The sequence below is a fragment of the Thalassospira sp. CH_XMU1458 genome (genome assembly GCF_037027205.1).
GTDB classification, from domain to species: domain Bacteria; phylum Pseudomonadota; class Alphaproteobacteria; order Rhodospirillales; family Thalassospiraceae; genus Thalassospira; species Thalassospira tepidiphila.
The window spans coordinates 491,017-509,628 of record NZ_JAYMDW010000003.1 but is presented as its reverse complement, the minus strand read 5'-3'; the positions used below and the strand labels follow the sequence as shown (position 1 = coordinate 509,628).

20 protein-coding genes are annotated in these 18,612 nt (G+C 55.4%); 11 read left to right on the top strand and 9 right to left on the bottom strand.

The window, feature by feature from the left end; all coding sequences use genetic code 11:
- Nucleotides 1–180: 180 nt before the first annotated feature.
- Complete coding sequence (locus WBY09_RS16355) at nucleotides 181–927, top strand: SDR family oxidoreductase (protein WP_443082666.1); 747 nt, start codon at nucleotides 181–183, stop codon at nucleotides 925–927.
- A gap of 83 nt (nucleotides 928–1,010) precedes the next feature.
- Nucleotides 1,011–1,277, top strand: coding sequence for an Atu4866 domain-containing protein (locus WBY09_RS16350; protein ID WP_252724065.1), 267 nt, complete (start codon nucleotides 1,011–1,013; stop codon nucleotides 1,275–1,277).
- A gap of 33 nt (nucleotides 1,278–1,310) precedes the next feature.
- Here the strand turns inward: WBY09_RS16350 and WBY09_RS16345 are convergent, their stop codons facing one another.
- Complete coding sequence (locus WBY09_RS16345; protein ID WP_064782170.1) at nucleotides 1,311–1,763, bottom strand: nucleoside deaminase; 453 nt, start codon at nucleotides 1,761–1,763, stop codon at nucleotides 1,311–1,313.
- A gap of 279 nt (nucleotides 1,764–2,042) precedes the next feature.
- On the opposite strand from WBY09_RS16345, the gene WBY09_RS16340 reads away from it, so the two are divergent.
- From WBY09_RS16340 to WBY09_RS16315, 6 genes are all read left to right on the top strand, one after another.
- Nucleotides 2,043–2,765, top strand: coding sequence for a gamma-glutamyl-gamma-aminobutyrate hydrolase family protein (locus WBY09_RS16340; protein WP_064782171.1), 723 nt, complete (start codon nucleotides 2,043–2,045; stop codon nucleotides 2,763–2,765).
- Nucleotides 2,762–4,072 carry a pseudouridine synthase gene (locus WBY09_RS16335; RefSeq protein ID WP_336233308.1) on the top strand — a complete coding sequence of 437 codons (1,311 nt, stop codon included), beginning with the start codon at nucleotides 2,762–2,764 and terminating at the stop codon, nucleotides 4,070–4,072. The genes WBY09_RS16340 and WBY09_RS16335 overlap by 4 nt, the downstream gene beginning before the upstream one ends.
- Nucleotides 4,073–4,077: 5 nt before the next feature.
- On the top strand, nucleotides 4,078–4,647 hold the full coding sequence (rsmD, locus tag WBY09_RS16330) for a 16S rRNA (guanine(966)-N(2))-methyltransferase RsmD (protein ID WP_286791596.1): 570 nt from the start codon (nucleotides 4,078–4,080) through the stop codon (nucleotides 4,645–4,647).
- 68 nt (nucleotides 4,648–4,715) lie between these two features.
- The gene (locus tag WBY09_RS16325) at nucleotides 4,716–5,297 is read left to right on the top strand and encodes a helix-turn-helix domain-containing protein (RefSeq protein WP_286791597.1); all 582 of its coding nucleotides are present in this window, start codon (nucleotides 4,716–4,718) and stop codon (nucleotides 5,295–5,297) included.
- A 109-nt stretch (nucleotides 5,298–5,406) separates the two neighbouring features.
- Nucleotides 5,407–6,585, top strand: a complete 1,179-nt coding sequence (locus WBY09_RS16320) for an MFS transporter (protein WP_286791598.1) — start codon at nucleotides 5,407–5,409, stop codon at nucleotides 6,583–6,585.
- A gap of 86 nt (nucleotides 6,586–6,671) precedes the next feature.
- Nucleotides 6,672–8,129: a serine hydrolase domain-containing protein gene (locus WBY09_RS16315; protein WP_336233307.1), complete on the top strand. Its 1,458-nt coding sequence runs from the start codon at nucleotides 6,672–6,674 to the stop codon at nucleotides 8,127–8,129.
- 18 nt (nucleotides 8,130–8,147) lie between these two features.
- On the opposite strand, the gene chrA is transcribed toward WBY09_RS16315, so the two are convergent.
- From chrA to WBY09_RS16295, 4 genes are all read right to left on the bottom strand, one after another.
- Nucleotides 8,148–9,422 (bottom strand): chromate efflux transporter, encoded by a 1,275-nt coding sequence (chrA, locus tag WBY09_RS16310; RefSeq protein ID WP_443082665.1) that lies wholly within the window; start codon nucleotides 9,420–9,422, stop codon nucleotides 8,148–8,150.
- A gap of 160 nt (nucleotides 9,423–9,582) precedes the next feature.
- Entirely contained in the window at nucleotides 9,583–11,058 is a 1,476-nt protein-coding gene (locus WBY09_RS16305) for an AMP nucleosidase (RefSeq protein WP_336233305.1), read from the bottom strand.
- 514 nt (nucleotides 11,059–11,572) lie between these two features.
- A complete protein-coding gene (locus WBY09_RS16300) occupies nucleotides 11,573–11,815 on the bottom strand; it encodes a hypothetical protein (protein WP_063087297.1) in 243 nt (80 codons plus the stop codon).
- A 1-nt stretch (nucleotide 11,816) separates the two neighbouring features.
- Nucleotides 11,817–12,344, bottom strand: a complete 528-nt coding sequence (locus WBY09_RS16295) for an RNA polymerase sigma factor (RefSeq protein ID WP_063087296.1) — start codon at nucleotides 12,342–12,344, stop codon at nucleotides 11,817–11,819.
- A gap of 344 nt (nucleotides 12,345–12,688) precedes the next feature.
- Between WBY09_RS16295 and WBY09_RS16290 the strand changes: the two genes are divergently transcribed.
- Nucleotides 12,689–12,898, top strand: a complete 210-nt coding sequence (locus WBY09_RS16290; RefSeq protein WP_143588740.1) for a hypothetical protein — start codon at nucleotides 12,689–12,691, stop codon at nucleotides 12,896–12,898.
- 76 nt (nucleotides 12,899–12,974) lie between these two features.
- On the opposite strand, the gene WBY09_RS16285 is transcribed toward WBY09_RS16290, so the two are convergent.
- Nucleotides 12,975–13,529: a YqaA family protein gene (locus WBY09_RS16285; RefSeq protein WP_336233304.1), complete on the bottom strand. Its 555-nt coding sequence runs from the start codon at nucleotides 13,527–13,529 to the stop codon at nucleotides 12,975–12,977.
- A gap of 133 nt (nucleotides 13,530–13,662) precedes the next feature.
- On the bottom strand, nucleotides 13,663–14,118 hold the full coding sequence (locus tag WBY09_RS16280; protein ID WP_336233303.1) for a hypothetical protein: 456 nt from the start codon (nucleotides 14,116–14,118) through the stop codon (nucleotides 13,663–13,665).
- Between the two features lie 228 nt (nucleotides 14,119–14,346).
- On the opposite strand from WBY09_RS16280, the gene WBY09_RS16275 reads away from it, so the two are divergent.
- Nucleotides 14,347–14,850, top strand: coding sequence for a Dps family protein (locus WBY09_RS16275; RefSeq protein ID WP_008891497.1), 504 nt, complete (start codon nucleotides 14,347–14,349; stop codon nucleotides 14,848–14,850).
- A gap of 79 nt (nucleotides 14,851–14,929) precedes the next feature.
- Nucleotides 14,930–16,309 carry a diacylglycerol/lipid kinase family protein gene (locus WBY09_RS16270; RefSeq protein WP_336233302.1) on the top strand — a complete coding sequence of 460 codons (1,380 nt, stop codon included), beginning with the start codon at nucleotides 14,930–14,932 and terminating at the stop codon, nucleotides 16,307–16,309.
- A gap of 59 nt (nucleotides 16,310–16,368) precedes the next feature.
- Here the strand turns inward: WBY09_RS16270 and ftsY are convergent, their stop codons facing one another.
- Both ftsY and mtaB read right to left on the bottom strand, forming a co-directional pair.
- Complete coding sequence (gene ftsY / locus WBY09_RS16265) at nucleotides 16,369–17,304, bottom strand: signal recognition particle-docking protein FtsY (protein ID WP_008891495.1); 936 nt, start codon at nucleotides 17,302–17,304, stop codon at nucleotides 16,369–16,371.
- Nucleotides 17,301–18,548 carry a tRNA (N(6)-L-threonylcarbamoyladenosine(37)-C(2))-methylthiotransferase MtaB gene (mtaB, locus tag WBY09_RS16260; RefSeq protein WP_336233299.1) on the bottom strand — a complete coding sequence of 416 codons (1,248 nt, stop codon included), beginning with the start codon at nucleotides 18,546–18,548 and terminating at the stop codon, nucleotides 17,301–17,303. Before mtaB ends, ftsY begins: the two co-directional genes overlap by 4 nt.
- Nucleotides 18,549–18,612: the final 64 nt, after the last annotated feature.

Genomic DNA, 18,612 nt, shown 5'->3' with positions numbered 1-18,612 from the left:
TAAAACCCTTTGTTTTCCAAAGGCCCACTATACACGCGCCCACACACGGACAAAGCACTCAATCTTCGATTTGGAGGATTAGGCAATCCAATTCGAGTTCTGTGTATTCATCAATCGGGGATTTATCGACAGAGTAAGCGCCACGAACAAACACCGACACACCAACCCAAGGAGCATGTCATGTCGAACCCGATCAACCATGTCGAAAACAAGACCGTTATCATCACCGGGGCCAGCAGCGGCATTGGCGAAGCCACCGCCCGCCTTCTTGCATCCCGCGGGGCGAATGTGGTTCTTGGCGCACGCCGCACAGAACGCCTGGATGAGATTGCTACCGAAATCGAAGCTGCCGGCGGCCGTGCCATGGCCCGTTCGGTGGATGTCACCAATGCCGATAGCGTCGAGGCACTGGTTTACAACGCAAACAACCTTTATGGCCGTGTGGATGCGATCTTCAACAATGCCGGCGTGATGCCGCTTGCCCCGATGTCGGCACTGAAAACCGACGAATGGGACAACATGATCAACGTCAATATTCGCGGTGTTCTGAACGGCATTGCGGCGGTTTTGCCGCTGTTTCAGGAACAAGGTGGCGGCCATGTCATCAACACTGCATCAATCGGTGCACATGTGGTTGTGCCAAGTGGCGCGGTTTACTGCGCAACCAAATACGCGGTCTGGGCGATTTCCGAAGGCCTGCGTCAGGAAAGCACCAATGTCCGTGTCACCACCATTTCACCGGGCGTGGTCGAGACCGAACTGGGCCATGATATTTCCGATCCAAACAGTAAGGAGCTCCTGACCCAGTTCCGCCAGATCGCCCTCAGCCCGGATGCCATTGCGCGGGCGGTTCTTTATGCTCTTGATCAGCCAGCAGATGTCGACATCAACGAAGTCATCGTCCGTCCGACAGCATCCGCGTTCTGATGAAAATCATTCTGCAATCCTTGTATTTTCTTTCCGTGCTGGTGGTGTTCGCATCACCAGCATGGCCCCAACAGGAGGCCGGTATGAACAAAAGCGCTGAAATCGCCCCGCACCCGTATGTCGGCATGTGGGTGACCAAAGATGGTCATATCCGCCAGGAACTGCGTGCCGATGGCCGCTATGACGAGGCCCGTGGCGAACGAAAGTCAGCCTATCAGGGCGACTATCAGGTTTCGGGGAACTACATCACCTATCAGGATGACACCGGTTTTACCGCCGATGGCTATTTCGAAAATGATGTCCTGTATCACGGTGGCATGGTGATGTTCCGTGAAGTGCCGGAAAACTAAGTTCCGACGCCACCCAACCGAACAATCAAATCCCTAGCGCAAGCTGCCAAAGAAATCCTTCAGAAGCTTAGTAGCCTCGACCTCGCCAATGCCACCATAGACTTCCGGACGGTGATGGCAGCTTGTGCTTTCAAACACGCGCGGGCCGTGATCAACGCCACCACCCTTCGGATCATAAGCCCCGAAATAAACCCGGCGCAGACGGGCAAATGAAATGGCGGTCGCGCACATCGGGCAAGGTTCAAGCGTGACGTAAAGATCGCAATTGGGAAGTCTTGGTTCGCCCTTGGCCCCGGCAGCGGCCCGGATGACGAGGATTTCGGCGTGTGCTGTTGGGTCGTTCATTTCCTCGGTCAGGTTTCCGGCGCGTGCCAAAACCTCGCCGCTATCAGCATCGACAAGAACGGCACCGACGGGCACTTCGCCCCGGCGCGCGGCAGCACGGGCTTCTTCAAGTGCCATATCCATGTAGCTGTCTGCACTCATGATCTTTCCATCCCACTTGGGCCATCTGACAAATCAGGTCGTTTGTCATGGCTGATCTTGTTTTTACTTCATTTTAGGGCGTTAGGATCCAGAGTGCTACCATGCAGATAATCGGTCAAGCGATGATCTGGCGGGTTGCTGGTGAAGCTTTACTGGCGAGGGCCCGCAGAAACGCATGGACCATCCGCGTGAATTGCCGTTGCCCTTAAAGGGTTACACAGGTAGTTTCCGCGTGACTTTATTCGCGAACCTGTCACCAGCATCAAGGCTATTTCGATCATGACCACGCGCAAGCCGATCATTGGTATCACACTCGATTCCGAAGAACCGGGGGGCTATTCCAAATTCCCGTGGTATGCGCTGCGTGAAAACTATGCCGGTGCGGTGACCGAGGCAGGCGGCATTCCGATGCCTTTGCCCCACGAAGTGGAACTGGTTCCCGATCTGCTTGATCTGATTGACGGGCTGGTCGTGACCGGTGGCGCGTTTGACGTGGATCCGAGCCTGTTTGGTGCGACGGAAAAGCACGACACGGTTGTCACCAAGGATCGGCGCACCAAATTTGAATGGGCGATGGCCGAAGGCGCGCTTGAGCGCGACATGCCGGTTCTTGGCATTTGCGGTGGTCAGCAGCTTTTGAACGTTATTCTGGGCGGGTCGCTGATCCAGCATATCCCGGACACGGTTGAAAACTGCCTGCCCCACGAACAGCCGAACCCGCGCAACGAGCCCGGCCATAATGTCACGGTCGAACCCGATACGCTTCTGGCGAAGATCGTTGGCGATGTGAAAAGTCTTTCGGTCAATTCCGCCCACCATCAGGCGGTGGCGGGGGTTGGCCCGGATGTGATCATTAATTCCTATGCGCCTGATGGCGTGATCGAGGGGATTGAGCATCCGAAATATCGTTATTGTCTCGGGGTCCAGTGGCATCCCGAATTCCATATCAGTTCGGGCGATGCGAAGATTTTCGACGCCCTGATTTCCGAGGCCCGCAAATGAGCGACAAGAACACCACCCCGGATGACAACAAGCCCGAACGCATTGCCAAGCGCATTGCGCGATCTGGAGTTTGTTCCAGGCGTGATGCCGAACGCATGATTGCCGAGGGGCTTGTCCGCCTGAACGGCAAGAAGCTTGATACCCCGGCCGTCACCGTAACCGACGAAGATGAAATCATCGTTGATGGCAAGCCGCTGCCCGAAAAGGAAAAGCCGCGTCTTTGGCGCCTGTTTAAAAAGCGCGGTCTGGTCACAAGCCACCGCGATGAACAGGGACGCGACACGGTATTTGAACATCTGCCAAGTTACGTTCCGCGCGTGATTTCGGTCGGGCGACTTGACCTTAACTCCGAAGGGTTGCTGTTGCTGACCAACGATGGCGAGCTTGCCCGTTATCTGGAACTGCCTGCCACCGGCTGGGCGCGCCGCTATCGCGTGCGCGTGCATGGTCAGATCGACGAAGCCAAGCTTAAACAGCTTGAAGACGGTGTTACGGTCGACGGCATCAATTACGGCTCCATCCAGGCCGAGGTCGATGTTCAGAAAGGCACCAATGCCTGGATGACAGTGACGCTCCGCGAAGGCAAGAACCGTGAAATTCGTCGTGTCATGGAACATCTTGGCTGGCCCGTCACGCGCCTGATGCGCGTGTCCTATGGCCCGTTCCAGTTGGGCAATCTGGCGCCGGGCGAGTGCGAAGAAATCACCGGCAAGGTGATGAAAGAACAGCTCGCTGCGTTCTTCAAGGGCGACTATTCCAAGGTTTCCGAAAAGAAATCGGTTGCCCGTGGCGGCACGTCGCGCCCGAAAGCCCCGCGCACCGTATTCGGCCAACCAGCCCAGCGCAAACGCCCGCAAGGTGGCGCGAACGCCGCAGCCCAGAATGCCGAGGCCGACCAACAGCGTGAAACCCGCGAACGTCCGTCTGGTGGTGCTGCACGGAAAGGCCCGCGCATCGGGGCTGCCCCGCGTGCCGGTGGCCGTGGCAAACCGGCTTCTGGCGGGGATCGCCAGGAACGCGATATGCGCGAAGAACGCGGATCATCGCGCCCGACCAACAAGGGCCGTGGCCGTTACAGCGCCGAAGGCAAAGCTGCCGGTGGGCGTGATGGCGGCCGCGACAGTGGTCGTGATGGCGGACGGGGCACTGGCGGCCGCGAAGGTAAGCCGGGCTTCATCGAAGGGCGCGGTCGTGGAAAGCCAACCGGCAAACCGTCGGGAAAACCTGCTGGGCGTTTCGGCGATACCACACATAGTGCGCCCGGCCGCAAGCCGTCCGGCAACCGTCCGCGCGGCAAGAAGGACTAAGCTGAATGCGGATTGTCAGTGGCACCCATCGTGGCAGGCTTCTGACCGCACCGGAAGGGCGCGATACGCGCCCGACCCTTGATCGGGTGCGCGAAGCCCTGTTTAGCATCCTGTCACACGCATCGCGCTGGTATGAGGATGACTTCAACCCGCTATATGATGGCGTGATCCTTGATGCCTTTGCCGGATCGGGTGCGCTTGGCCTTGAAGCCATTTCACGCGGGGCGGAACGCGCAGTGTTCTTTGACAATGACCGCAAGGCGATTGCGATCATCGAACAAAACATCGACACCCTTCGCATTGCCGATCAGGCAAGTGCACGACGCGCGGATGCCACCAAGCCACCGCGCGCCAGCACGCCCGCCAGCATGGTGTTTCTCGATCCGCCCTATGGCAAAGACCTGATCGATCCCAGCATCACGGCCCTGGCCCAGGCCGGGTGGATTGACGATAACACCCTGATTGTTGCCGAACGCGATCCGCGCGATCCGGAAATCGCACTTGAAGATTTTTATCTGTGCGACAGTCGCAAATATGGCCGCTGCCAGATTGATATCGGGCGTTTTATCGCCTGATTGCGGCAAAGCTGCCCGACACCGAATTCTGTGATAGATTTGCCTACCAGCACTACCGGTTGATCGTCATGAAACGCCTGTCCAATAGTTCACCAGACAAGGATTTTGGTCGCCTTTTGCGCCAGTGGCGGCGCGCAAGCGATATCAAACAATCGCGTCTGGCCGATATTCTGGGCGTAACACAGGCAACCGTTTCACGGTGGGAAAGCGGCGCGCAAAGCCCGGCCCCGCTGCAATATGGCCTGATCCATCAAATGATGACGCGCAAACGCAATTTCCGCCTTGATCAGGCGATCAAACGGCTGGTGATGCAGTCATCACAGCGTGTCCACCTGATCGAAGACAGATCGCACCGTCTTCTTTGTTTGTCGCGCCCGCGTGAAAACGAGTGGCAACGTGACAGCACGCCGCTGCTTGGCACCTCGTTGTGGTGCTTTGCTACCCCGGAAATCGCATCAGCAGAAAAAAGCCTGCATGACCTTGGCTGGCACGAGGATCAGACCGATCACCTGACCTTTGAAAACTCCCGCCGGGAGGGCGCACCGCTGCGGATTGTCGATACCTATATCCTTTGGGAACGGTTTTTCCTGTCTGATGGCACGGCAGTGCGCCTGACCACCGGGTTTGATCAAAAGCCGGTTCACATCTGATACGGATCAGCGACGCATATTTTACCGGCGCATATTTCATACGTGGCATTCTTCTCAGAATATCGGTAATCAGTCCCTTCAAGTGCACCGTCCTGCCCGGAACTGATCCATGCCACCCATCACCGCCGTTATCATTCTTTATGGACTTGGATTGACCGCCTCGATGCAGGTCGGTCTGATTGGCCCGATCGCGCCTGACTTGCGCGCAAGCTTCGGGCTTAGTCAGGCGGAGTTCGGACTGGTAGCCTCCCTGATCACCGCAGCAGGCGCGCTTTGTGCCATACCCGCCGGGGTATGGGCGGCACGAGCCGGGCTGCGGAGGTCACTCGTCCTTGGCTGTATGATGATGATTGCGGGCGCGCTGATTTTTGCCACCGCAAGCGTGAGCAGCCTTTTATATGTTGGTCGGATTGTCACCAGTGTTGGCTATCTTCTGATTGTTGTCGGTGCGCCAAGCTGGATGGCGGCCTTCACAAACCCCAAGCTTGTCGCCATGGCCATGAGCATCTGGGGCACCTTTATCCCGGTTGGCATTGCCCTTGGCAACTGGGTCAGTGCGGCTGCGGTGACATGGATGGACTGGCGGATCGCTGTTGGGGTTTGCACCCTGCCGGTTCTGGTTTTGCTACCGCTTCTTGCCCTGATGGAAAAACCCGAAATCGCAACGGCGCGGCGATCACTTGTTGTCGGGGTGGTCGGTGTTTTGAAATCCCGTTCCGCCCTTCAGGTGGCGCTGACCTTTGGCGCGTTTGCGGGTGCGACATCAGCCGCTTTGGCGTTCATGCCGGCCATGCTGGCAGACAACCTTGATATTGGCATTACGCTGTCGGCCGGGATCATCGGCACAACCGCAATTGCCGGCAATATTGTCGGCAGTGTCGCCGCCGGGACTGTTCTGGGCCGTGATGTAGCTGGCCGAACCATTCTGATTATATTTTTGCCGATGATGGCGACTGCCATTTCGACCCTCTATGTCAGCACCTCTCTACCGCTTAGCGTCACCGCGCTGATTATTTTTAATGTCTGTCAGGGCATGGTCGCCGGAACCTGCTTTGCACTTTTGCCAAGGATCGCAAAGGACGGCCTTTCCATGCCCGCCTTGCAGGGCATGCTGGCCCAGTTCGCCGAGATTTTTGTCGTGATTGTTCCCCCATTTGCCGGGGCGATGATCGATCAAAATGGCTGGGCCGGGGCGGCTGTGGTTCTGGGTGGTTTTTACTTTGCAGGCTTCCTGATTATATTACGAAAACCGGGCGTGACAGCCCCTATTAGACAAAATTCATCTTAGAACTATACGATACGATGGCTTGACCTGTCCGGCGAAGCAGGCGACCCTTCCCTCCCACACAAATCAAAAAGATTCAGGGAAGTGGAATGCAGTTGATCAAAGCCATCTTTATCGGACTGGTATTGATCGGCATTTCCGTTCTTGCAGTCTTCTTCATCTGGCTGGCCCCGGTGGGGGCTGCCTATAGCGCCAAGATCATGTGCTCCGCCATTTTTGTCGATGGCCTGACATCGACACGGGCGCGCGATGTTGATGTTCTTGCCGACAACAATGCCCTTTTATCCCTGATCACCACCAATGTGGATCTGCGCAACCAGACTGTCAGCGCGCATGCCTTCGGGTTCCGCAAACGGTTTGCCGTTTATCGCCCCAACCTTGGCTGCACGCTGGCCGACGATCTGGATCATGTCGCCCAATTGCGCAATTCAACCCCGGTGATGAGGCCGGTCACACCGCGACCGCTTCTGACGACACCGCCGCCCACCAATGTTGACCGCCGGGCTCTTAACAACATCCTGTTTGACGTCATGGATGAGCCGGGCCTGAATCCGGAACGGCGGACGCGTGCAGTTGTGATCTTACATAACGGCAAGGTGGTTGCGGAGCGCTATGCCGAGGGTATAACAACCGACACGCCGCTGCCCGGCTGGTCGATGACCAAAAGCGTTTTCAACGTCATCCTCGGTCGCATGCAGTTCGAAGGCATGATGCCCGACATCCAGGACCCGGTCCTGATCAACGAATGGCAGGCAGAGCCAAACGACCCGCGCGCAACCATCAATTACGATGACCTGCTTCGCATGCGAAGCGGGCTTGAGTTCGATGAAAGCTACGCCAATCCGCTATCGGATGTGGTGCAGATGCTGTTTATCGAACCTGCGGCGGCAGGTTATGCGGTATCCATGCCGCTCGAAAACACGCCGGGGAGTGATTTCGCCTATAATTCCGGGGCAAGCAACATACTGTCAGCAGCCATCCGTAATCTGAGCGGGTCACGCTCAACCTATCTCAGCCGACCGACAGAGCTTCTGTTCCGTCCACTTGGCATGAGCAGTGCGGTGATCGAAACCGACCCGGAAGGCTATTTTATTGCCTCAAGCTTCATGCATGCATCCGCACGCGACTGGGCGAAGATCGGCCTGTTGTTCCTGCAAGATGGCGTGTGGGAGGGGGAGCGCCTGCTGCCCGAGGGATGGGTCGGATATTCCACCAGCCCCGCCGCAGAAGACCCGTATGGCCTTTATGGCGCACATTGGTGGATTGATCTGCCCGGCAGCCGGAACGAGGATGGAACACCCCGTAACGACGTGCCGCAGATCCCCGAAGACGCCTATTTCGCACTTGGTCATGATGGCCAATCGCTTACCGTCATTCCGTCAAGAAATCTGGTGGTGGCGCGTTTCGGCGTCACCCGCAATTCCGGCGCGTTCAAGCTGCGTCAGTTCATTGCCGATCTAAGTGCCATTTTCCCGGCGACTTCAGATACCCCGGCGGATGCGCCGATCGGATCGGACGCGACAACGACCGGGGCAAATGACGGCTGATTGCAACAGTTGGTGCAATCACAAAAGACCTGTCAGATACCCAACCACAGCACCGGCACCGACGACGGCCCAGACCGGGGCAATCCGCCATTGCAGGATTGCGAAAACCAAAATCACGCACCCGATATCAAAGATATCAAGATTTGCACCGGTCCAGATCGGGTCATACAACACCGCCGCCAAAAGGCCGACCACGGCCGCATTCACCCCCATCAATCCGGCCCGCATGGAGGGGATATGCCGCACACGATCCCAGAACGGCAAAAGGCCAACCACCAATAACCATGCCGGCAGGAAAATCGCGATCAATGTCACAAGGGACGTGATGGCACTGACCAAAGGCCCCGTACCACCAGACCCGGTATGAAGGGCCGCCCCCAAATAGGCGGCAAAGGTAAAGATCGGACCGGGTACAGCCTGGGTGGCGCCGTAACCTGCCAGGAAAGTCTCGGCATCTACCCAGCCCGGTGTGACCACGGCATTTTGCAACAGGGGCAAAACCACATGCCCGCCGCCAAACACCAGGGCACCACTGCGATAAAAGCCGTCAATCAAGGCAAAAAGTCCGGTGGGATCAATCTTTGCCAAAATGGGCAACAGAACAAGCAGAGCAAAAAATGCGCAAAGGGCCGCAACAGCCCCCTTGGCCGAGCGCGGCACAGGGCAGGGATCGGCATCCGCGCCCACCTTGTCCCGAAGCAGCAAAAAGCCCGCCAGCACCCCGCCAAGGATGACGCCAAACTGGGCCATCACCGTTTCACTGGCAATCATGATAGCCGCGGCCAACACGGCAAGAATGGCACGCGGAACATCCGGACACAGGCTGCGCGCCATGCCAAGCAGGGCATGAAGGACAACCCCGACCGCCACCAGTTTAAGGCCGCGAATGATCCCCTCGACCGTGCCAAGATCAAATCCGACAAACGCCATGCCAAGGGCGGCCAGCACAATCGCCGATGGCATGGTAAATCCGAGCCAGGCGAACAGCGATCCGCGCAAGCCACCAAGCGCCATGCCAATGCCCATCCCAACCTGCGAACTGGCGGGCCCTGGCACGAACTGGCAAAGTGCCACCAGATCGGCGTAGCGCGCATCACTCAGCCATTTGCGGCGCGCAACGAACTCTTCGCGGAAATAGCCGATATGCGCAACCGGCCCGCCAAAACTGGTCAAGCCAAGACGCAGAAAGATCAGGAAGATTTGCCAAAGGCCAACACCGCCAATCGGCAATGAAGGTGCTTGGTTATCCGTGGAACTTTTTGTTGTTTTGCTTTCTGGCGTTGCGTTTGGCATGTGATTTTCCTGCCCTACCCCTGATTTTGCCTGACCATACGCAATCGCACAAAGGCGGCAAAGCCAAAATCGGGGCCACAGCCATTCGTCACAATTCCATAACAAAACCCCGCCTGTGGCGATCTGCCGCAGGCGGGGTTTTGGTTTGATCATTCACGCCTTAGCGGAAGGCGGGCTCATCCAGGGACCGCAATTTGCGCGAATGGAGCTGATTGACGTCCTGACGGAGCGTATCAATCGTATCCAGACCAACCTGCAAATGCTGACCGATACGCTGGCGATAGAAATTGTTCGCCATGCCGGGAAGCTTCAATTCGCCATGAACCGGTTTGTCGGACACACACAAAAGCGTGCCATACGGCACACGGAACCGGAAGCCGTTGGCGGCAATGGTGGCACTTTCCATGTCGACCGCAATCGCGCGTGACTGGTTGAGGCGCACAAACAGTTCACTATACCGCAGTTCCCAGTTCCGGTTATCGGTGGTCGCCACCGTCCCGGTGCGCATGCGCGCCTTCATTTCACGGCCCTTAAGGCCGGTGATTTTGGTCACCGAATTTGCCAGTGCCACTTGAACTTCGGCAATGGGCGGCACCGGAATCCAAAGCGGCAGGTCCGAATCAAGCACATGATCGTCACGAACATAACCGTGGGCCAGAACATAGTCACCCAGAAGCTGACTGCGCCGCAATCCGGCACAGTGCCCCAGCATCAACCAGCAATGCGGTCGCAGAACGGCGATATGGTCGGTTGCCGTTTTGGCGTTCGACGGCCCCACACCGATATTGACCAGTGTGACACCAAGACCATCTTCGCGGACCAAGTGATAGGACGGCATCTGCGGCAGTTGTTTGACCGCTTCACCGCTTTCAACCCAGCCCTTTGGTGCGTTTTTGCGCACACTGACTTTCGGCCCCGGCTCGACAAACGCGACATAGGGGCTTTTCGGGTCATCAAGCTGCGCCTTGGCGAATTCGATGAATTCATCGACATAGCGCTGATAGTTGGTGAACAGAACGAACTTCTGGAAATGCTCCGGCGCGGTTGCCGTGTAGTGACGTAGCCGTGCCAGCGAATAATCCACACGTTCGCCGGAAAACAGCGACAATGGCTTTGGCCCCGGGGTCGCGTTCGCGCCGTAATGAACGCCATTGGCGATGTCATCATCGGTCCGCGCCAGATCGGGCATATCAAAGATCAGCTGCATCGGGCGGATATCATTCGGACCGATACTGTCAGTTGCGGTTTCAACCAGAAACGGCAACGGAATGGGACGGTCCGACACCCCCACCACGACCGGAACGTCGTGGTTTTTGAGCAGAAGTTCGATCTGCTCGCGGTAATATTCTTCAAACAGGTCGGGCCGGGTCAGGGTCGTTCCATAAACACCCGGATCGCGCGGTGCGCCAAATGACAGGGTGCTTTCGACATGCAGCTTTTCCGGCGGCACTTCAATGCCGAGATACGGATAATAGGCACGTATCGGGGAAGATTGCTGACCTTGACCGAAACGGTTAAAGGCCTCTCGGACGGCATTGGCACCGGTCGCATATATATCCTTGATGCGCGCAAGTGCCCGGTCGGCGTCCGTGAATTCAAACAGATCGCGTACCGATCCATGGACTTCTGAAACCATATTGGTTGCTCCTTTTTGTTATTGTTGTTTGGGTCTTTTGCCAGATCACGAAGCATAAAACAGCGACGGATCAATGACAAAACCCCTTGGAGCGAGAGATTTATCACCGCTCGCCCGGCTTCTGACAACCGAAAACTTTGCCATCACTTTCAATCCAGACGTCAAAACGCCTGATTTGTGGGTGTCGGAAAGTTTATAATTCGCACCTTTCCCGGCATTTTCAGAAACTTATGAAATATATGTCGGGTTTATTTTCAAAAATTCCAAATGACAGTTTTGAGGAGACCGTCATAACCCGCACGGGTTGCACGCAAAGCGGGCGACATGAAACGGCCGGTATTCTGAAAACAGGGCAAAAAAAATGCCGAAACCGGGGGACGGTTTCGGCAATTTCAGGGAAGGGCCTTAGACGTTGAGGGAAAAGACGATCAACCCTGATGTTCTGTATTTATATGACCAATGGTCATTTATGTCAATTCTATTTGATGCAAGATGAAGTTTTCTCACTTCCGCATCAATTCAGGACATCTGAATTATCCGCTATGCTCTGCAATCTTTTAAGCCGTCTGCGCACAGTATCCTCAGATGTCCACTGGTCACCACAGTCGGTAACTTCAAGCTTTTTGACAATTCTGGCAGCGCGCGGGTCACTCTCGACCAGGCTCTCGATGTCCTGTTTTTCTTCGTCGTCTTCAAGCGTCCCGCGTACATAGCCAAGAATGTGATCTTTGCCATATATCGCAAGAACCAGGCTCATATCATGCGGCCTCCGAGACATAACGTGATGCGTGTTCACGGGCTTCGATTCGACCAACCGATGCGCGCAGCTTGCGGCGTGCACGGCCAACACGGGATTTGACCGTCCCAATCTCGACACACATCTGTTCTGCAGCATCCTGATAGGACACATCATCAACAGCGGTCAGCATGATCGCCTCGCGCTCCTGGGCCGGCAGATCTTCAAGCACACGGTCAGCATCACGAAGCTGCAAACGCGCCATCTGATTGCTGCCATGGCCATAGACGTCGCCAAGATCATCCCAGTCGACCTGCGGGCCACGCGTTTTTTCACGACGTTTTCCGGAAATGAACGTGTTGAACAGAATACGGTGCAACCAAGCCTTGAGGCTGGTGCCTTCTTCGAACTGGTCCTTTTTGCTGATGGCTTTCAACAGCGTGTCCTGGACCAGATCCTGAGCCATGTCGTTGCTGCCAGTCAGACGATATGCATGACGGCGCAGTGCAGGCACATGGTTTTCGATTTCGTTCATCACTTGTTCAGACATCACAACCTCCTTGTTCGGATGACCTGACCCTAACAAACGAAAATAAAATTTAAAGTAAAATCGTATGTTTCACTTAGGCAATACAAGTATGTCACCCAATATACATAGACACATCAACTGACTTACTTAACTCTCATTAATCAAAATGCTCAATATACCTTAGGAACTCATTATAATTACTTTACGTTACTTACGCCCATGACTTCAGTGATGTCGATTCAGCAAGATGGTTGTGTTACGGAGAAAACAGCGGTAACGTAAGTTACTCCAAAATTTTGGAACGCTTTGATTTTCAACGACTTCGGACGGTTTTAAGAACCTCTGAAATTTACAGGAAACCCCACGTGCCTACGTCGAAGAGAACAGAAAAGCTCCAGATCATGCTTGATGATGATGAATTGAAATTCATCGATGACTGGCGTTTTGATCATCGGATGCCGACCCGAGCAGCCGCAATCCGCGAGCTCATTCGTCGTGGCCTCGTCGCAGAAGACGTCGATGACCCCGATACCGAGGGTAAAAGCACCACCGATTTCCGCATCGAGACGGAATAAAAAATTTGATTTTCCCAAAAAAAAGACCCGGCGAACTGCCGGGTCTTTTTTATTTAGGCGTGTTTTCGGACCAGTTTCAGGTCGCATCTTGCCGTAAATCGGGTTTGCGCCCCTCGAAAATGCGGGCGATTCCTGCACCAAACCCCAAAACCAGCAACCACAATCCGTAATATCTGATCGCACGCGATGCCGTGATCGCAATCAGAAACAACCAGATCGGATAGGATGTCGCCCCTGCGGCCAGGGCAGCAAGCTGCATCGGGACCGGTGTAATACTGATCGCAAAGACCACCCAGAATCCACCTTCGGCAAATCGGCCTTCCAGATCTTCGAATTCCTGCTGCCCGCCGACCAGATCAATAAGCGGCTGGGCAAGGTCATCAAACAAAACCCACGCCAAAAGATATAACGCCACCGCACCAAGCACACTGCCCGCCAGTGTTACGGATGCCACAATAAACCCGCGCGTCCGCGATGCCGCCATGATCGGGGCAACGATGACTTCGATCGGAATCGGGATGATTGTCGTTTCAAGAAATGACGCGACAGATATACCGCCTAGTCCCTTGCGTCCCTCTGCAAGTTTGGCGAGGCGGGACTTGGCATATCCCAACCCGTTTTTTATGCGCATTCCTGTTTTTTGATTATCGCCCGACATGTTCTGATCCTTGTTGGCGGTCCTGCCCCAAAATAAAAGCAGCCCGCCCGAAGCCGGGCGGGCTGCTAACCTCGGACGTCATCCGCCGAGTTCAGGTTGTGACGTCTTATTCGGCGGTCTGAGTATCCGAGATGGCCTTCTGCGCATCTTCAAGCGCATTTACAGTGTTGGCCTTTACATCTTCCCAGGTTTCCGCAGATGCTTCCTTGGCATTTTCCAGTGCATCGCTCAGCTCATCGCTTGCGCTGTCCCAGGCTTCAGCCATTTCTTCGACAGCATCTTCGCTGTCATCTTTAACTTCGGCAGAAACTTCGTCGTACTGTTCGCCAAGCTGTTTGGATTTGGCATCAACCCACGCAAGGAAGTCTTCTTTCTGCTCGAACGTAAAATCTTTGGCTTCTTCATATTGGGCTGCAATTTCGTTGCCCAACTCATTGACGTCGGACTTCACTGCATCGTCAGTCGCCATGGTGTCCGAGCTATCGGACCCGGCGTAAGCCGGCGCCATTACAGAAACAGACATAAGTACAGTACCGATCATCAGCATATTCTTGTTCAACATCACAACCTCCTTATTTAATAAACACAGCACAATTACTTGCACGCTGCTTACCATTCACAACGGATGGTGCGAAAGAATGTTCCAATTGTGTTGATTTTATTTTCTGGAACCTTCTGGCGGAATGCACGTTTCATCTGCAAGCGCCCACAAAACGAAACGGGGTACAGCGCAATAAAGAATGCGCAATCCGATTTCACGGGCACGCTGTAAACAAAAGGAGTTTTAGTTATGGCACATAGCAGTATGCAGACCGTTGCGAAGGAAGTTCCCGTCGAGACCGGCGTGGACCGCAAGGATCGTCGCGAACTGGCGAAAATGCTGACCAAGATCGTTGGCTCGTCGCATGTACTGTATGCCAAAGTTCGTGGTGTTCACTGGAATGTGGTGGGTCCGGCTTTCTATTCGCTCCACAACATGACCGAAGAGCATTACGAGGACCTCAACACCGCGATTGACGATATGGCGGAACGCATCCGCGCCATCGGCTTTACGGCGCCAACGGGTCTCAGCGAAATGATGGAAAACTCGTCCATCAAGGATCAGACCAAACTTCTTTCGACCGAAGATATGGTCAAGGAACTGGTCGAGGATCACGAAAAAATGGCCCGCCTGCTCCGTGACGGGGTGGCTGCCGCCGAGGAAGTTGATGATGTGAAAACCGCCGACATGCTGACCGAGCGGATCGGTGTTCACGAAGAAGCAGCATGGATGCTGCGTGCAACGATCTCGTAATCATGCCAATATGATATGATGAACCGGCGCCTTCGGGTGCCGGTTCTTTTTTGTGCCCCCAAACCAACGGTACAGCGTGATGAAAAGCTCTGATCTGACTGGCAAGGTCCACTTGCTGCTGACGAAGTCGAAACTCCCCGACGAGTGGCGCGATAACGGCGCACAGCCGCTGCGCAATGTGTTCGAAGATGCCGGTTACAAGACCGAGCTGACGCTGTGCGATAACCCCGACGTCATCAAGGAACAGATCAGCACTACCTGTGCCCCGGGCGATATCGTCGCGGTTGGCGGCGGTGATGGCACCATTAATGCGGTCCTTGATACCGTGATTTCGCAAAAGGTCGTTCTGATCCCGGTGCCGCTTGGCACGGCAAACGATTTTGCCCGCACCCTGACATTGCCCGACGATCTGATTGATGCGGCGCGCGCATCAATCCACGGTCAGATCAGAATGCTTGATATCGGCAGCGTGAATGACAAAAGCTTTGTCAATGCGGCCAGCATTGGCGTCCCAGCCGATGCACGCAAACGCATCAATCCCGACCTAAAACGCACCTTGGGGGCTATCAGCTATGCGGTTGCCAACTGGCAAAGCTGGCATGAAATGGATCCGCTTGATCTGACCATCACGTGCGGCGAAGAAGAACCACAAGCCATGAAGCTGCGTCAGGTCACCATCACCAATGGCCGATATTTTGGCGGTGGATTGCGACCGAGCGAAACCAAAAGCCCGGAAGACGGTCTTTTGCACATGTTTGCCATTCGCGACAGTGTCGACACGCTCAGCGGCCTTGATATCGCAGCCGAGCTGTTGTTTGGCTCTGTCGATGAAAGCAGCTATGCGACGTCAATTCAGTGCGACACGATCAAGGTCGATGGCGAAGACGGTGCGCCGATTCTGGCCGACGGCGAAATCATCGGCAAACTTCCAGCCAAATTTGCCATCCGTGCGGCGGTTCTGCCGGTCTTTGCCCCCAACAGTTTCGTCGACGAGGTTATCAATGACGGCGAGGCAAAAACCAAAACATTGCCCCAGCAGAACGAGATTAATGACGTCATGCGCGACACCATTGATTTCGCCGTACGTCTTGAGGCGATTTACCCTGTCGCACAGAACAGCGCGCTCAAATCGCTTTGCCATGACGCGGCGGGCCATTTGCGCAGCCATGCCCGCCAGCTTGAACTGGGCGTGCGTCCCTTCGGGATCAATGCCGCCTCCCCCGACCCGGACCTTCAGAACCTTGAGGAGCTCCGCGACAAGGTCATGGGCTGGTTGCTAGGCAATGCCGACACACGCCTCGCCAATGGCCTGAAAGCACGTGCGGACACCTTGACAACGGAAATACACGCGATCTCGTTGGACAACCAACCGACTGAGGTCTCAAAGGCCCTCGACGGGCTGGCAACGGAAATGGTCGATTTTTCCAAAACGCTGGATTGTATCGCCAAGGATCTCTGAGATACAAAAAGACCGCCAAATGGCGGTCTTTTTTTTGGGCTTTATTTTGTATCTCTTGGTTAGTCTTCCAGACCGGCAAGACTTCTGGCAAAGGATTTGGCCTCGAACGGGCGCAGATCTTCAGCAGATTCACCCACACCAATCGCATGCACCGGCTTGCCGAATTTTTCGGCCAGCGCGACAACGACGCCGCCCTTTGCCGTACCATCAAGCTTGGTGACGATAAGACCCGACACATTGGTTGCCTGACCAAAGGTCTCGACCTGTGAATGCGCGTTCTGACCCGTGGTGGCATCCAGCACCAGAAGCGTGTCATGCGGTGCCGTTTCATCGCGCTTTTTGATCACGCGGACGATCTTTTTAAGCTCGTCCATCAGATGGGCCTTGTTTTGCAGACGACCGGCCGTATCAATCAGCAACAAGTCATAACCTTCGCGCTGAGCCTGTTCGATCGCATCAAAGGCAAGGCCTGCGGCATCGGCCCCCGTGTCGCGCGCAATCACCGGGCAATCGGTGCGCTCACCCCAGACTTTAAGTTGCTCGACCGCGGCCGCACGGAACGTATCGCCCGCGGCCATCATGACCTTGAGGCCCTGATCCTTATAGGTCTTGGCAAGCTTGCCGATGGTTGTGGTTTTGCCCGATCCGTTCACACCAACCACCAGCACCACATGCGGTTTCTTGCTGGCATCAATCACCAGCGGCTGTGCGACCGGTTCAAGGATCTTGGCAACTTCTTCTGCGATGAATTCCTGGATTTCGGCGGAATCGACTTCCTTGTCAAACCGGGTCTTGGATAGTTCCGCGCTCAGCTTTGCGGCAGTTGTCACGCCAAGGTCGGATGTGATCAGAAGGTCTTCGAATTCTTCAAGCGCGTCATCATCAAGACGGCGCTTGGTAAAGATATCGGAAATGCCGGTGGTCAGTTTTGAGGAGGACCGTTTCAGCCCGTCTTTCAGGCGGCTAAACCAGCTTTTTTTCCCCTCTTCACTCATCCCGCAAGCTCCGCTATCAGTTTTCCATCTTCAAGGCCGGTGACTTTGGCCTTTGCTATCGTGCCCGCTTCTATCACGCGATCCAGCAGAACGGGAGCAAAATGCTCCGTATGGCCGGTATTTTCCTTTTCAACCAACACATTTTCGGTCATGCCGATGCGCGATTGCAGGAACTTGTTCAGCTGTATCTCGCCCGCTTCGCGAAGGGCACTTGCCCGTTCCTTGCGCAGGTCCTTGGGCACTTGCGGCATCTTGGCCGCGGGTGTTCCCGGGCGCGAGGAATACGGGAAGACATGCAGGTAAATCAGGCCGCATTCATCAACCAGACGCAGGGTGTTTTCGGCCATTTCATCGGTTTCGGTCGGGAAACCGGCAATGATATCGGCCCCGAACGTCACATCCGGGCGCAGTTCCCGGACCTTTTTACAGAAATCGACAACGTCTTGGCGCAGATGGCGGCGCTTCATGCGCTTAAGCACCATGTCGTCGCCTGCCTGCAAACTGATATGCATATGCGGCATCAGGCGTGGTTCGGTTTCGATCAGACGAAACAGGTCTTCGTCCACCTCAACCGGGTCAATTGATGAAATGCGCAGGCGCGGCAGTTCCGGCACTTGTGCCAGTAACCGGCGCGACATCTGCCCCAGTGTCGGCTTGCCCGGCAAATCATGGCCATAAGATGTGATATCAACCCCGGTCAGAACCACTTCGCCATAACCGTTGGCCACCAGTTCACGGACCTGGGTGACGATTTCCCCCATCGGCACACTGCGCGAATTACCACGACCATAAGGAATGATGCAGAACGTGCAGCGATGGTCACAGCCATTCTGGACCTGCACAAAGGCGCGCGCACGGCCCTCAAAGCCCGATACAAGATGGCTTGCGGTTTCTTCTACCGACATGATGTCGTTGACCACGACGCGTTCATGTTCGGGCATCAGAAACGTTTCGGCCTTCATCTTGGCGTCGTTGCCAAAGATTCGGTCGATCTCGCCCATATTGGCGAACTTGTCGGGATTGACCTGAACAGCACAGCCGGTAACGAAGATTTTGGCGTCCGGGTTTTCGCGGCGCAGACGGCGGATGCTTTGACGCGCCTGACGCTCCGCCTCGGTCGTGACAGCACAGGTATTGATGATGATGGCATCATCAAGTCCGGCACTTTTGGCATGGTCGCGCATCACCTCGGATTCATAGGTGTTAAGGCGACAACCAAATGTGACGACGCGTGGCTCTTTCATGCTCGGACTTCTGCGATCCAAAGTTCGGTTTTGGGAATTATTCCGCCAGCGCAATTCAAAAAGG